Raw genomic sequence first — 14,924 nt, 5'->3', positions numbered from 1 at the left:
ACCCAGGCCGGCGCCGCGCGGGCCAGCAGCAGCGGCTCGTCGCCGACCTCGGCCGCGCCATGGACCGCCGGGTCGACCCGCACCGGGCCGGCCAGCGACCCGCCATGGCCGCGGCTGAGGGTGTGGGCGGTGATGCCGATCTCGGCCAGACGCCGCGCCAGAGCCAGGGCCACCGGGGTCTTGCCGGCGCCGCCCGCCACCAGGTTGCCGATGCAGACCACCGGCACCGGCGCCCGCTGCGGCGTCACCCAGGCCCGGCGCAGCCGCGAGGCGGCGTCGTACAGGGCGCCGGCGGGCGCCAGCAGGCGGGCGGCCGCCGTGGCTTCCGGGCGATACCAGAAGCCGGGGGTCTTCATGCCCCGCCCGCCCTCATGCCAGGATCGGGGTGATCAGCGGCTCCAGCGTCGCCATCACGGTCGAGACCACGCCGCGGTTGCGCTGGGCCACGGCGGCGGCGGCGCGGGCCATGCGCCGGCGCTCCAGCGGGTCGTCCAGCAGCCGGCCGACCGCGACGGTCAGCGCCGCCGCATCGGCCACCGGCATGGCCGCGCGGGCCTGGCCCAGCTGCGCCGTGATGTCGGGGAAGTTGGTCATGTGCGGCCCATAGACCAGCGCCGCGCCCAGCTGCGCCGCCTCGATCGGGTTGTGCCCGCCGAACGGCACCAGCGACCCGCCGATGAAGCTGACCGGGCACACCCGCAGCCAGATCCCCATCTCGCCGATGGTGTCGGCCACCAGCACGTCGGTGCCGGCCTCCGGCAGGGCCGTCTCGCTGCGCCGGATCGCGCGCAGGCCCATCCCCTCGACCAGCCCGGCAATCTCGGCCCCGCGGTCGGGGTGGCGCGGCGCCAGGATGGTCAAGAGGCCCGGCCGCTTCGCCGCCAGCGCCTTGTGCGCCTCGGCGATCTGCGCCTCCTCGCCGGGATGGGTGCTGGCCGCCAGCCACACCGGGCGGCGGCCGATCGCGGCCCGCATCGCCGCCAGCTCCTCGAGGTCCGCGTCCGGCGGGTCGGAGGAGAATTTCAGATTGCCGACGGTGCCGACGCCGCGCGCGCCCAGGGCCCGGAAGTTGCGGGCCGACCGCTCATCCCAGGGCAGGATGACGCGGAAGATGCCGAGCAGCCGGCGGATCAGCCGCGGCAGCCGGCGCCAGCGCCGGAACGACCGCTCCGACATCCGGGCATTGACCAGGGCGATCGGCAGGCCGCGGGTCTCCATCTCGGTCAGCATGTTCGGCCAGATCTCGGATTCGACCCAGATCGCCAAATCCGGCTTCCAATGGTCGAGGAAGCGGCGGACGAAGGCCATCCGGTCCATCGGCGCGAACTGGTGCACGGCGCGGTCGGGCAGCCGCTCGGCCACCAGCCGGGCCGAGGTCACGGTGCCGGTGGTGACCAGGACCGAGATGCGCGGGTCACGCTCCAGCAGGCGCCGCACCAGCACCTGGACCGACAGCACCTCGCCGACGCTGGCGGCATGGACCCAGATCACCGGGCCGGGCGGCCGGGCCAGGCTGGCATTGCCGAGTCGCTCGCCGCGACGAGCAGGATCCTCGCGGCCGGCGCGGGTGCGCCGGGCCAGCAGCAGGGGCACGAGGGGGCCGGCGGCATCGGTCAGGCCGCGGTAAAGCGCGTAGATCATCGGCCGCCAAAGGGGGTCAGGGTCATCGGAACGGGTGCAGATGGGTCAGGAACTGATCTGTACATGCCTCCCAGGAATAGCGCAGTGCGAAAGAACGGCAATCCTCTGATGACACTTTTAAGGCTTCGGTGATGGCGATGCCCAGATTTTCGTCGAGCCGGCCGACCGGCGCGTCGCCGATGACATCGGCCGGGCCCTGCACCGGATAGGCCGCCACCGGCACGCCGCAGGCCAGCGCCTCCAGCATCACCAGGCCGAAGGTGTCGGTGCGCGACGGGAACACGAAGACGTCGGCCGCGGCATAGGCGTCGACCAGCTCCTGCCCGTCCTTCGACCCGGTGAAGGTGACGCCGGGGTACTTCGCCTGGAAGGCCGGCAGCGACGGGCCGCCGCCGACCACCACCTTCTCGCCGTCCAGCGGCAGCGACAGGAAGGCGTCGAGGTTCTTCTCCACCGCCACCCGGCCGACATAGAGGTGGCGTGGCCGCTCGTGCTTCAAGCCCTGGCCGGGCCGCTGGGCCGGCTGGAAGCGCTGGGTGTCGACGCCGCGGCTCCAGCGCGCCAGGCGGCGGAAGCCGCGGCTGGCCAGGTTCCGCTCCAGCGTGTCGGTCGCCACCATCACGGCGGCGGCGGCACGGTGGAAATGCCGCAGCAGGGCATAGGTCGAGGCCAGCGGCATGCCGGTGCGCAGCTGGACGTATTCCGGGAACTGGGTGTGGAACGAGGTGGTGAAGGACAGCCGCCGGCGGATGCAGTAGCGCCGCGCCGCCCAGCCCAGCGGGCCTTCGGTCGAGATGTGGATGGCGTCGGGGTCGAAGCCGTCGATCAGCCGCGCCATGCGCCGGCCTTGGCCGATGGCCAGCCGGATCTCGGGATAGGTCGGACACGGGATCGAGGCGAAGCGGTCGGGCCCCACCACCTCGACCACATGGCCGCGGCGGCGCAGCTCGTCGCGCGTCGATTCGATGGTGCGCACGACGCCGTTGACCTGGGGCAGCCAGGCATCGCTGACGATCAGGATGCGCATCAAGCCCTGGCCCGCATGTCCTGGAAGCCGAACTCCGCCTGGATCAAGCGGCGCGCCGGGGCTTCAGGTCCGGCTGCGGCGCGACGGCGTCGCGGGCCGCCACGATCTCCGCCCAGTGCAGGATCTCCAGGCGGCCGTCGTCATGCTCCACCAGCGCGGTGCAGCTCTCCACCCAGTCGCCGTCATTCACATAGGTCATGCCCTGCATGTCCTTCAGTTCGGCGGTGTGGATGTGGCCGCAGATGACCCCGTCCACGCCCCGCCGCTTGGCTTCCTCGACCAGGGCGATCTCGAACCGGCCGACGAATTCGACCGCACGCTTCGCCCGCTGCTTCATATAGGCCGAGAGCGACCAGTAGGAGAAGCCGAGACGGCGGCGCACGAGGTTCAGCGCCGTGTTGAGGTGCAGGAGCAGCTCGTAGGCCTTGTCGCCGACATGGGCCAGCCATTTGGCGTAGCGCACCACCACGTCGAACTGGTCGCCATGGATCACCAGGAAGCGGCGGCCATCCGCCGTGACATGCAGGCAGTCCTCGGCCACCTCGACATCGCCGAAGCTCTGGCCCACGAACTGGCGCGCGGCCTCGTCATGGTTGCCGGGAATGAACAGGACGCGGGTGCCCTTGCGCGCCTTGCGCAGCAGCTTCTGGATCACGTCGTTGTGCTGCTGCGGCCAGTACCAGCTCTTCTTCAGCCGCCAGCCATCGACGATGTCGCCGACCAGATACAGCGCGTCGGAGTCGGTGTGCTTCAGGAAATCGAGGAGCAGGTTGGCGTTGCAGGCCCGGGTGCCGAGATGGACGTCCGAGATCCAGATGGTGCGATAGCGCGTCACCTGCTCCATGGGCCGTCAATCCTTCAGCGGTCGCCTACCGTCCATATAAACGAGACGCCGTTCGGGAACAACATATAGATGCAACCGGTGATTCTGCACTGGATAAACTTAATAAAACGGTCACGAGTGCTTTCTCGGGCCCGGTTTGATGCCGGTTGTTTCGATTTGTTTCGTCGGGGATGTGAATCTTTTCTGAACGCGGCCAGCATGTCCCAAGACGCTCGGCCGGCCCTCCCCGCGGCACCGCCGGGGGAGGGCCGGCCCGAGGCCTGGGCTACAGCGTGAAATCCGCCGCGGTCAGGGTGTGGTCGGACACGACGTTGATGGCGAAGTCGAGCTGCCGGTCGCCATTGGTGTCGGCCGCGACCAGTTGCACCCCGCCGATGGTCACCACCCGCAACTCGCCGGCCACGCCGGTGAAGGCGCCGGTGCCGAAGATGAAGGCCCCATTGCCGGGCCCGGCGCCGTTGGCGTCGATCGCCGACAGGTCGATCTTGTCGCCGGTGGAGAAGTCGCCGATCACGTCCTTGCCCGCCGCCGCCACCGTGCTGTCGCCGATCACGAGATAGACGAAGGTGTCGTTGCCGGCGCCGCCCTTCAGCAGGTCGCCGCCGCCGCCACCGGTCAGGGTGTCGTCACCGCCCAGGCCCTGCAGCGTGTTGGCGCTGGCATCACCGGTCAGCACGTCGTTGAAAGCCGACCCCAGCACCTGCTCGATGCCGGACAGGGTGTCGCCCTGAGCATCACCGCCAACGCCGGCACCGGTGGCCAGGTTCACCGTCACCGCGGAGGCGGAGTTGGCGTAATAGGCCGTGTCGATGCCGTCGCCGCCATTCAGCGCGTCGGCCCCGCCATCCCCTTCCAGGACGTCGTTGCCGGTGCCGCCGTTCAGGGTGTCGCCGCCATCGCCGCCGCGCAGGACGTCATTACCGTCACCACCACCCATGACATCGGCGCCGGCCTGGCCATAGAGGGCATCATTGTCGGCCCCGCCGTCGATCTGGTCGTCGCCGTCGCCGCCGGCGACGGTGTCGTTGCCGTCATCACCGAACAGGGTGTCGTTGTCGGCCCCGCCGTCGATCGAGTCGACGCCAGTGCCGCCATGGATGGTGTCGGTGCCGGCAGCGCCGACCAGCCGGTCGGCCCCGTCGCCGCCGTCGAGATTGTCGTTGCCGGCCTCGCCGTTCATGGCGTCGTCGCCGCCATTGCCGACCAGGACGTCATCGCCGTTCTCGCCGCCGATGATGTTGGCGCCGCTGTTGCCGGTCAGGTGGTCGGCATTGCTGGAGCCGTAGAGGTTCTCGATGCTGGTCAGGGTGTCGCCCTGGGCGTCGCCGCCGGTGTTGATGCCGGTCGAGAGGTCGACATTGACCCCCGCGGCCGAGCCCTGGTAGTTGGCGAAATCCGAGCCGTTGCCGCCGTCGAGGATGTCGATGCCGGCGCCGCCGCGCAGGGTGTCGTTGCCGTCGCTGCCCAGGATGATGTCGTTGCCGGCGAAGCCGTACAGCCTGTCGGCCATGGACGACCCGGTGATGGTATCGTCGCCCGAGAATACGGTGGCGAGAAGGGTCAACTCGTCACCGCCGAGAAGGAACGCCGTGGCCAGGTCCGCGAGCGGCACGCTGGTGCCGGTGATGGAGAACACCGGAAGCAGCTTGGTGTAGGTCAGCGAGGTGACCGTGCCGGTGACGAGGACCGGCGGAAAAAAGCCCAGGCCGGTGCCGACGATCGTCAGCGAGCCCAGGTCGTTGAAGAAGACCGTGCCGCCGAGCGGCGTGAACACCGGGGGCGGCGCCAGCGCGACGCCCGAGGACGCGACGTTGTGCAGCGATCCGAACTGGATGCCGTCGCCGAGAAAGTCGCCGTTGCTGTCGATGCCGGTGACGTTGAGAACCGAGAAAATCGCCACTGAAATTCCCCCTGTTGGCCTCGATCCTGAAATCGCGGCCGCGACGGGCCGTCGTGGATCGGGTCTGTTGAGTTCGATCAGCGCCCCCGCAAGCCGGGAGCTTTCGCGGCAAGGCAAACCTCGCCATTCGAAATATCGGATACGTATAAATTTCTATCTAATATCATAGTATGCAGGCCTGGCGAATGCGAGCGAAAAGACTCGCCGGGTTCTCACATCGGGCCGGCGCCGGTGGCCCGGATGCCTTGCGGCACCCGGGCCCAGGTCGCGCTACAAGGTGAAGTCTGCCGCGGTCAGGGCGTGGTCGGAGATCACGTTGATGGCGAAGTCGATCTGCCGGTCGCCAGTAGTGTCGGCCGCGACCAGTTGCACCCCGCCGATGGTCACCACCCGCAATTCCCCGGCCACGCCGGTGAAGGCGCCGGTGCCGAAGATGAAGGCCCCATTGCCGGGCCCGGCGCCGTTGGCGTCGATCGCCGACAGGTCGATCTTGTCGCCGGTGGTGAAGTCGGCGATCACGTCCTTGCCCCCCGCCGCCACCGTGCTGTCGCCGATCACGGCATAGGCGAAGGTGTCGTTGCCGGCCCCGCCCTTCAGCAGGTCGCCGCCGGCGCGCCCGGTCAGCGTGTCGTCGCCGGCCAGGCCCCACAGGGTGTTGGCGCCGGCGTCGCCGCGGAGCACGTCGTTGAAGGCCGACCCGACCACCTGCTCGACGCCGGTCAGGGTGTCGCCCTGGGCGTCGCCGCCCAGGCCGGTGCCGGCGGCCAGATCCACCGTCACCGCCGATGCCGAGGCGGCATAGTAGGCGGTGTCGATCCCGGCGCCGCCGGTCAGCCCGTCGATCCCGGCGCCCCCGATCAGGACATCGTTGCCATCGCCGCCATCGAGGGTGTCGTCGCCATCGCCGCCATAAAGGGTGTCGGCGCCGGCGCCCCCGGCGAGGGTGTCGATCCCGGCCGCGCCCTGCAGGACGTCGTTGTCGTCGCCGCCGTCGAGATTGTCGTCGCCGGCGCCGCCAAAGAGCGTGTCGTTGCCGGCACCGCCGAAGGCGCCATCGTTGCCGGCGCCGCCATCGGCCGAGTCATTGCCGGCGTCGCCGGAGAGGGTGTCGGTCCCGTCGCCACCCACCAGCCGGTCATTGCCGTCCCGGCCGTTGAGGATGTCATTGCCGGCCTCGCCGCCCAGGCCGTCGTCACCCGCACGGCCATCGAGCAGATCGTCCCCGTTCTCGCCGCCGATGATGTTGTTGCCGGCGTCGCCGGACATGGTGTCGCCGAAGCTGGAGCCGTAGAGGTTCTCGATGCTGGTCAGCGTGTCGCCGGTGGCATCGCCGCTGAAGACCAGGCCGGCCTGCAGGTCGACGAAGACCTCCTGGCTCGAACCCTGGTAATTGGCGAAGTCCGAGCCGTTCCCGCCGTTCAGGGCATCGCCGCCGGCGCCACCGCGCAGTGTGTCGTTGCCGTCGCCGCCGTTGATGGTGTCGGCACCGTCGAAGCCGATCAGGAAATCGGCCTGGCTGGAACCGGTGATGGTGTCGGCCCCGGAGAAGATGATGGCCAGTGCCGCCAACTCGCCGCCGGGGGTGAGGAAGCCCGAGGCCACATCCGCCAGCGGCGTGCTCATGCCGGTGATCGAGAAGATCGGGGTGATCCCCGGCTTGCTGTAGGTCAGGCTGTTGACGGTGCCGCCGAAGGTGTTCGGAAAGATGAACGACATCGCGGCCCCGGTGATGGACAGTACCCCGGTGTCGTTGAAGGAGACGGTGCCGATCAACGGCGTGATGATCGGAATGCCTGCGATGCCCGAGGACGCGATCTGCGACAGCGTCCCGAACTGGATGCCCGCGCCGTTGAGGCCGGTGCCGTTGAGAACGGAAAAGACAGCCATGGAAGTTCCCCCTTGCTGATGTCTCCGGTGGCCCGATATTGCGGCGTTGGCGCCGTCTGGTTCGAGGTCGGACACCCGGATCCGGATGAGAAGCGATTGGGCCGGATGCGGCGCCATTCGAGGGCGCCGATCCCGCCCGGCGGAAAGAGAAGGCCGGTTCCCGGGCGCCTGCCGACGCCCGGGAACCAAGCCGGGCTACAACACGAAGTCTGCCGCGGTCAGGGCATGGTCGGAGGTGACGTTGATGGCGAAGTCGGGCTGCCGGTCGCCATTGGTGTCGGCAGCGACCAGCTGGACCCCGCCGATGGTGTCGTTGTTGCTGTCGATGCCGGTGCCGCTGAGAACGCTGAAAACCGCCACGGAAATGCTCTCCCTGTTGGCCCGATCCTGGCGCGGCCTGGGCGGCCGTCTCTTGTTCGGGCGAAGCCTCTCGCCGCACGAAGGACGGTGTCGGATGCGCAGATGAGATCGGCGCCGGGCCCCGACTCGCTCAATACAGATAAATTCTCATGCAATAGTATGATATGCAGCCGCGGCCAGACGAGGGGAATGAATTCCTTCTCGCCGGGCCGTACAAAGGGAAAGCCGCCCCCGGACGCCGTCCGACGCCCGGGAGCTACAACACGAAGTCTGCCGCGGTCAGGGCATGGTCGGAGATGACGTTGATGGCGAAGTCGATCTGCCGGTCGCCATTGATGTCGCCGCAGACCAGCTGCACCCCGCCGATGGTCACCACCCGCAATTCCCCGGCGGGGCCGGTGAACGGGCCGATGCCGAAGGCAAGTGAAAGGACTAGCCGGCCCTTGCGCGGGGCCGGCTAGCCGCCCCGTCGGGAAGGGGCCTGTCGAGGATCGGGCGCGCTTCCGGTCGGTCTCTTACCGCCCGGCCACCGTCATGCCGTCGATCCGCACCGTCGGCGCGTCCATGCCGTAGCGGTGGACCAGGTCGTCGGCCGGCACCAGGGCCTTGTACATGTCCTTCAGGTTGCCGGCGATGGTGACCTCGTTGACCGCGTATGTGATGCGCCCGCGCTCGATCCAGAAGCCGTTGGCGCCGCGGCTGTAGTCGCCGGTGACGCCGTTGACCGAGGACCCCATCAGCCCGGTGACGTAGAAGCCGTCGGCGATGTCGGCCATCAGCTCCGCCGGCGTGGCGCTGCCGGGTGCCAGGTAGACATTCGACGGGGACGCGCCGGGCGGGCCGCTGGTGCCGCGCACCGCATGGCCGGTCGGGGTGAGGGCGAGCTGGCGGGCGGAACGGAGGTCGAGCAGCCAGGTGGTCAGCCGGCCGTCATCGATCAGGGCGCGGCGGCGGTTGGCCACGCCCTCGCTGTCGCAGGGGCGCGAGCGCAGGCCGCGGCGGATGTGCGGGTCGTCGATCACCTCGATGCCGGGGGCGAACACCGCCTGGCCCATGCTCTCCTTCAGGAAGCTGGTGCCGCGGGCGATGGCGCCGCCGTTGATGGCGCCGACGAGGTGGCCGAGCAGGCTGCGCGACACCCGCGGGTCGAAGATCACCGGCACCCGCGCCGTCGACGCCTTGCGGGCGCCCAGCCGGGCCACGGCGCGTTCGCCGGCGCTGCGGCCGACCGCGTCGGGCGCGTCGAGGTCCTCGGCATGCACCGCGCTGGTGTGGTCGTAGTCGGTCTCCATCGCCGTGCCCTCGCCGGCGATGGCGGAGACCGAGATGCTGCTGCCGGTCGAGCCGGTGACGCGGGAGAAGCCGTTGCTGGCGACCATCGCCGCCATGCTGCGGCCGAAGCTGGCGCTCGCCCCTTCGGAATTGGTCACGCCCTTGACCGCCAGCGCCGCCTCCTCCGCCGCCCGGGCGCGCTCGGACAGGGTCTCGGTCGAAGGCTCGGCCGGATCGACCAGGTCGAGCTCGGGCAGCACGGTGGCCAGCTCGACGGGGTCGGCGATGCCGCAGAACGGATCCTCCGGCACCACCCGGGCCATGGCCACGGCGCGCTCGACGATCTCGTCCAGCGTCGCCGCCTTGCGGTCGGAGGAGGAGACCATCGCCATGCGCTTGCCGATGAAGACGCGCAGGCCGAGGTCGCCGCCCTCGGAGCGTTCGACATGCTCGACCTTGCCAAGGCGGTGGCTGATCGAGATCGAGGTGCTGTCGAACAGCACGGCGTCGGCGGCGTCGGCGCCGGCCCGCTTGGCCTTGGCGATCAGGCCGGACAGCAGGTCGAGGGTCTCGTCGCGCGTATCGGGCATCGTGCGGTCCGTCGGTTCCAGGGACATCCCTGTCATGTAGCGACGCGCCCCCCGCCGCGGCAAGGTCCAAGGCCACCGGGTCGCAGTTCAGCGTCCCTCCAGGGAGGCTTCATCTCCGCCGCGGAGACGCGCATCCTCGCAGCACGAGTCGATGGGATCGGAGGGAAGCGTGATCGGGGAACGGATCGCAACGGGCGTGCTGCGGGCCGCCGCCGGGCTGGCCGCCACCGCCTGGCTGCTGGCGGCCGGCCCAGCCGGTGCCGCGGGCGAGGACCCTGCCTGGAGCCAGGTGCGGATGGGGTCGCAGGGCGCGCCGCAGCCGATCGGCAGCTATTCCAACGGCTGCATCGCCGGCGCCGTGCAGCTGCCGCCGGAAGGGCCCGGCTACCAGATCATCCGGCTCAGCCGCAACCGCAACTGGGGCCACCCCGACCTGGTCGCGACGTTGGAGGACTTGGGCCGCCGCGCCGCCGCCGCCGGGCTGCCGCCGCTGCTGATCGCCGATATGGGCCAGCCGCGCGGCGGCCCGATCACCGACCACGCAGCGCATGAGATCGGGCTGGATGCCGACATCTGGCTGCGGCTCGACCTGCCGCAGCTGCCGCGCGACCAGCGCGAGACGCTGAAGCCGGACTACATCACCGGCCCCTGGACCGACGTGATCCCGCGCGGCGCCCTGTCGGCGCAGCAGGCGCAGCTGATCCGCCTGGCCGCCACCGAGCCGCGGACGGAGCGGATCTTCATCCACCCGGCGATCAAGCGCGAGCTGTGCGCCATGTCCTGGGACGACCGGTCGTGGCTGGGCAAGGTGCGGCCCTGGACCGGGCACAACGAGCATCTGCACATCCGCATCGGCTGCCCCTCGGGCAGCCCGCTGTGCCAGGAGCAGGCGCCGACGGCGGCCGGCGACGGCTGCGGCGCCGACCTGATGTCGTGGTTCCCGATGAAGCCGCCGGTGCCGCGCAAGGGCGGCAAGCCCTATGTGCCGCCGCCGATGCCCGCCGCCTGCCGGGCGGTGCTGACCGCGCCCTGACCTCAGGCGGCCCGCATCGACGTCAGAGCAGCGACCCCTGCTCCGGCTTCGGCTCGGCCGGGCGGGTCGGCTTGTGGGGCTTGCTGCCGCCGATCACCGCCGGCGCCTCGCCGTCCTGGAAGCGGATCGACACGGCGCGGCCGGGCGTCGCCTCCTGGGCCGAGCCGATGGCATGGCCGGTGGCGGGGTCCAGCACCAGGGCATAGCCACGGCGCAGCACGTCGACATAGGAATAGCTCTCCAGCAGCCGGCCGGCGGCGGCCAGGCGGGTGGTGCGGTCGGCCAGGGCGCGCAGCACCGGCTCGGGCCCGAAGCGGCCGGACAGGGCCTGGAAGCGTTCCGCCGGGCGGTGCGCCAGCCGCGGGCCGAGGGCGGCCAGCCGGTCGCCGAGCTGGGCCAGGTGGCGCGCCGTCTCCGCCACCTGGCGGCGCGGATGCGGCAGCCGGGCGCCGAGTTCGGCCAGCCTGGCTCGTTGCCGCTCGACGCTGCCGGCGGCGGCGCGGTCCAGCCTTTCGCCGCGGTCGTCCAGCCGCTGCATCGCGGTCTCGATCAGCCGGGCCGGATCGCCCAGGCCGCGGCGCAGCGCGTCCAGCCGGGTGCGGTGCTCCGTGAACAGCCGGGCGGTGCCGGCCTCGAGGCGCCGGGAGCAGTCCAGCACCCGGCCCAGCAGCTCGGCCCGCACCGGCACCGCCATTTCCGCCGCCGCGGTCGGGGTCGGGGCGCGGCGGTCCGAGGCGAAATCGATCAGGGTGGTGTCGGTCTCGTGCCCGACGGCGGAGATCAGCGGGATGGCGCTGGCCGCGGCGGCGCGCACCACGATCTCCTCGTTGAACGGCATCAAATCTTCCAGGCTGCCGCCGCCGCGGGCGACGATCAGCAGGTCGGGCCGCGGCACCGGCCCGCCCGGCGCGATCGCGTTGAAGCCTTCGATCGCCGCGGCGACCTGGCCCGCCGCGGTCTCGCCCTGCACCGCCACCGGCCAGACCAGGACATGGCGCGGGAAGCGGTCGGCCAGGCGGTGCAGGATGTCGCGGATGACGGCGCCGGTCGGCGAGGTGACGACGCCGATCACCGCCGGCAGGAACGGCAGCGCCCGCTTGCGCGCGGCCTCGAACAACCCTTCGGCGGCCAGGCGGCGGCGGCGCTCCTCCAGCATCTTGAGGATGGCGCCCTCGCCCGCCAGCTCCATCTGCTCGATCACCATCTGGTACTGCGAGCGCGAGCCGTAGATGGTCAGGCGGCCGGTGCAGATCACCTCCATCCCCTGCTCCGGCCGCACCATCAGCCGCGGCACCTGGCCCTTCCAGATCACCGATTCGAGGGTGACGCTGTCGTCCTTGAGCGTCAGGTAGACGTGGCCGGAGCGCGGCACCGTGACCTTGCCGATCTCGGCGCGCACGCGGACCAGGCCGAATTCGCCCTCGATGGTGCGCTTCAGCGCGCCGGTCAGCTCGGCGATGGTGAATTCCGGCAGGTTGGAGCCGGGGCGGCCCGCGGGGGGCTGAGTGGTGTCGTTTTGCTCGGTCATGCTGCGGCCACCATGCTAAACCGCTGCCACTTGAGCAAGAGATCGAGAGCGGGTTCTGCGATGCGCATCCTTCTGGTCGGCGGCGGCGGCCGCGAACATGCCCTGGCCTGGGCGATCGCCGCCTCCCCCCTGTGCACCACCCTCTACTGCGCCCCCGGCAACGCCGGCATCGCGCAGCAGGCGACCTGCGTGCCGATCGCCATCGAGGACATCGACGGGCTGGTGACCTTCGCCAGGACCGAGGCGATCGACTTCGTCGTGGTCGGGCCGGAGGCGCCGCTGGTGGCCGGGCTGGTCGACCGGTTGACCGAGGTCGGGATCAAGGCCTTCGGGCCGAGCGCCGCGGCGGCGGCGCTGGAGGGGTCGAAGGGCTTCACCAAGGACCTCTGCGCCAAATACGGCATCCCGACCGCGCGCTACCGCCGCTTCACCGATGCGGCCGAGGCGAAGGCCTACATCGCTGCCGAGGGCGCGCCGATCGTGGTCAAGGCCGACGGCCTGGCCGCCGGCAAGGGCGTGGTGGTGGCGACGACGGTCGAAGAAGCGCAGGAAGCGGTCGACACCATGCTGACCGAAGGCGGCTTCGGCGCCGCCGGCGCCTCGATCGTGGTCGAGGAATGCCTGGTCGGGCCGGAGCTGAGCTTCTTCGCCCTGTGCGACGGCGAGACCGCGCTGCCGCTGGCCACCGCCCGCGACCACAAGCGCGCCTATGACCATGACGAGGGCCCGAACACCGGCGGCATGGGCGCGGTGTCGCCGCACCCGCTGGCGACCCCGGAGCTGGAGGCCCGGATCCTGGACGAGGTGGTGCAGCCGACCCTGCGCGCCATGGAGGCCGAGGGCACGCCGTTCCGCGGCATCCTGTTCGCCGGGCTGATGCTGACCGACCGCGGGCCGCAGCTGATCGAGCACAATGTCCGCTTCGGCGACCCGGAATGCGAGACGCTGCTGCCGCGGCTGAACTCGGACCTGCTGACCGCGCTCTTGGCCGCGGCCGACGGCACCCTGCGCCACCTGACCCTGCGCTGGCGGCCGGAGGCGGCGGTGACGGTGGTGATGGCGGCGAAGGGCTATCCCGGCAGCTATGGCAAGGGCAGCCCGATCCGGGCGCTCGACCGCGCCGCCGAGGTGCCCGGCACCATCGTGTTCCACGCCGGCACGGCCGCGGATGCCGACGGCACCGTCACCGCCCAGGGCGGCCGGGTGCTGGCGGTGACGGCGCTGGGCGCCGACATCGCCGAAGCCCGGTCCCGCGCCTACCAGGCGGTCGACCGCATCGACTGGCCCGAAGGCTTCTGCCGCCGGGACATCGCCGTTTGACCATCAGGCACGCGTAGGTTGGGTTCGCGGCATGCGAACCCAACATGTATGCGACCGGAATGTTGCTAAAGTGGCGAGATGAGCAAGGCCTTCACCAAAGAGAGCGAGACCGAGGAGGAGCTGGACGACGCGCCAGCCCCACTGCCTGCGGGATCGAAGAACTACATCACGCCGGAGGGCTTCCAGCGGCTGCAGGACGAGCTGAAGCAGCTGTGGCGGGTCGAGCGGCCGAAGGTGGTCGAGGTGGTGTCCTGGGCCGCCGGCAATGGCGACCGGTCGGAGAATGGCGACTACATCTACGGCAAGAAGCGGCTGCGCGAGATCGACCGCCGGGTGCGGTTCCTGACCAAGCGGCTGGAGATCGCCGAGGTGGTCGACCCGGCGCGCCAGACCAACCGCGACCGGGTCTATTTCGGCGCCACCGTGACCTATGTGGACAGCCAGGAGCGCGAGCGCACCGTGCGCATCGTCGGCATCGACGAGACCGATGCGGATGCCGGCGACATCAGCTGGATCTCGCCCCTCGCCCGCGCCCTGGCGCGGACGCAGGAGGGCGACGTGATCGAGATCCGCACACCCGGCGGGATCGAGACCGCCGAGGTGCTGGAGATCCGCTACGGGAACAGCTGAGCGTCAGGCGCTCGACTTGACCCACAACGCGGCCAGAGCCTCGATCCCGGCCTGGTCCTCGGCGTCGAAGCGCCCGGGCAGCGGGCTGTCGAGGTCGAGCACGCCCAGAACCTTCCCATCCTGCAGCAGCGGTACAACCAGCTCCGAGCGCGAGGCGGCGTCACAGGCGATGTGGCCGGGGAAGGCGTGGACATCCTCCACCAGCACCGATTGCCGCCGCTCCGCCGCCGTGCCGCAGACCCCACGCCCGAGCGGGATGCGGATGCAGGCCGGCTTGCCCTGGAACGGGCCGAGCACCAGTTCGCCCCCGTCCCGCAGCAGGTAGAAACCGGCCCAGTTCAGATCCGGCAGGCCATTGAAGATCAGGGCCGACAGGTTCGCGGCATTGGCGATGGCGTCGGTCTCACCATGGAACAGCCCCTCGGCCTGGGAGAGCAGGTCGCGATAGGCCTCGGCCTTCGGCAGGGCGGGATCGAGGCGGGCGGTCTGGAACATCGGTCAGGCCTTGGTGTCGGGTCGATTGAAACATAAGCACGCGAACGCCCGGCGGAAAGCCTCAGAGACCATCGACCAGCGCGCGGGCGGCGCGGATCTGGTCTTCATCGCGCCGGTAGAAGGTCCATTGCTTGATCCGCTTCGGCGCCACCAGGCCGGACTGGACCAGCACCCGCATATGCTCGCTCAGCGTCGGCTGGCTGATGCCCAGCTTCTCCGCGATGAACACGCCGCAGACGCCGTCCTCGACCAGGTCGCCATCGGCCTGCGGCGGGAAATGGGCGCGGGGGTCCTTCAGCCAGTCCAGGATCTGCAGGCGGCGCTCATTGGCCAAAGCACGGTAGAGATTGACTGGGTACATTTCGGTACTTTGCCAATCAACGATGCCATGTCAAGA

The 14,924-nt window shown here is 70.5% G+C and carries 14 protein-coding genes; 3 read left to right on the top strand and 11 right to left on the bottom strand.

What is annotated here, in order from left to right; genetic code table 11:
* The 8 genes from AB4112_RS31745 to AB4112_RS31710 all read right to left on the bottom strand — a co-directional run.
* Nucleotides 1-356: tetraacyldisaccharide 4'-kinase (locus AB4112_RS31745; RefSeq protein WP_441725669.1), on the bottom strand; the 356-nt coding region annotated here is incomplete at its 3' end.
* 13 nt (nt 357-369) lie between these two features.
* Nucleotides 370-1,641: a 3-deoxy-D-manno-octulosonic acid transferase gene (locus AB4112_RS31740; RefSeq protein ID WP_441725666.1), complete on the bottom strand. Its 1,272-nt coding sequence runs from the start codon at nt 1,639-1,641 to the stop codon at nt 370-372.
* A 22-nt stretch (nt 1,642-1,663) separates the two neighbouring features.
* Complete coding sequence (locus tag AB4112_RS31735) at nt 1,664-2,668, bottom strand: glycosyltransferase family 4 protein (RefSeq protein WP_309794964.1); 1,005 nt, start codon at nt 2,666-2,668, stop codon at nt 1,664-1,666.
* 43 nt (nt 2,669-2,711) lie between these two features.
* Entirely contained in the window at nt 2,712-3,512 is an 801-nt protein-coding gene (locus AB4112_RS31730; protein ID WP_309794963.1) for a UDP-2,3-diacylglucosamine diphosphatase, read from the bottom strand.
* 265 nt (nt 3,513-3,777) lie between these two features.
* Nucleotides 3,778-5,412 carry a calcium-binding protein gene (locus tag AB4112_RS31725; protein ID WP_441725662.1) on the bottom strand — a complete coding sequence of 545 codons (1,635 nt, stop codon included), beginning with the start codon at nt 5,410-5,412 and terminating at the stop codon, nt 3,778-3,780.
* 270 nt (nt 5,413-5,682) lie between these two features.
* Nucleotides 5,683-7,299: a calcium-binding protein gene (locus AB4112_RS31720; protein ID WP_441725659.1), complete on the bottom strand. Its 1,617-nt coding sequence runs from the start codon at nt 7,297-7,299 to the stop codon at nt 5,683-5,685.
* A 195-nt stretch (nt 7,300-7,494) separates the two neighbouring features.
* A complete protein-coding gene (locus AB4112_RS31715) occupies nt 7,495-7,659 on the bottom strand; it encodes a hypothetical protein (protein WP_309794960.1) in 165 nt (54 codons plus the stop codon).
* A gap of 515 nt (nt 7,660-8,174) precedes the next feature.
* Nucleotides 8,175-9,521 (bottom strand): TldD/PmbA family protein, encoded by a 1,347-nt coding sequence (locus tag AB4112_RS31710; RefSeq protein WP_309794959.1) that lies wholly within the window; start codon nt 9,519-9,521, stop codon nt 8,175-8,177.
* Nucleotides 9,522-9,690: 169 nt separating this feature from the next.
* On the opposite strand from AB4112_RS31710, the gene mepA reads away from it, so the two are divergent.
* Complete coding sequence (mepA, locus tag AB4112_RS31705; RefSeq protein WP_441725655.1) at nt 9,691-10,554, top strand: penicillin-insensitive murein endopeptidase; 864 nt, start codon at nt 9,691-9,693, stop codon at nt 10,552-10,554.
* A gap of 22 nt (nt 10,555-10,576) precedes the next feature.
* Here mepA and xseA read toward each other — a convergent pair whose 3' ends face one another.
* Nucleotides 10,577-12,082, bottom strand: coding sequence for an exodeoxyribonuclease VII large subunit (gene xseA, locus AB4112_RS31700; protein WP_441725652.1), 1,506 nt, complete (start codon nt 12,080-12,082; stop codon nt 10,577-10,579).
* 60 nt (nt 12,083-12,142) lie between these two features.
* On the opposite strand from xseA, the gene purD reads away from it, so the two are divergent.
* Nucleotides 12,143-13,402, top strand: coding sequence for a phosphoribosylamine--glycine ligase (gene purD, locus AB4112_RS31695; protein WP_441725649.1), 1,260 nt, complete (start codon nt 12,143-12,145; stop codon nt 13,400-13,402).
* Between the two features lie 78 nt (nt 13,403-13,480).
* Nucleotides 13,481-14,032: a transcription elongation factor GreB gene (gene greB, locus AB4112_RS31690; protein ID WP_309794955.1), complete on the top strand. Its 552-nt coding sequence runs from the start codon at nt 13,481-13,483 to the stop codon at nt 14,030-14,032.
* Between the two features lie 3 nt (nt 14,033-14,035).
* Here the strand turns inward: greB and AB4112_RS31685 are convergent, their stop codons facing one another.
* Both AB4112_RS31685 and AB4112_RS31680 read right to left on the bottom strand, forming a co-directional pair.
* Entirely contained in the window at nt 14,036-14,527 is a 492-nt protein-coding gene (locus tag AB4112_RS31685; protein WP_441725645.1) for a GAF domain-containing protein, read from the bottom strand.
* 61 nt (nt 14,528-14,588) lie between these two features.
* Nucleotides 14,589-14,888: an ArsR/SmtB family transcription factor gene (locus AB4112_RS31680; protein WP_441725642.1), complete on the bottom strand. Its 300-nt coding sequence runs from the start codon at nt 14,886-14,888 to the stop codon at nt 14,589-14,591.
* Between the last annotated feature and the right edge of the window lie 36 nt (nt 14,889-14,924).

Source organism: Inquilinus sp. 2KB_23 (assembly GCF_052115705.1).
GTDB lineage: Bacteria > Pseudomonadota > Alphaproteobacteria > DSM-16000 > Inquilinaceae > Inquilinus > Inquilinus ginsengisoli_A.
This window is presented reverse-complemented; position numbering and strand designations above follow the sequence as displayed.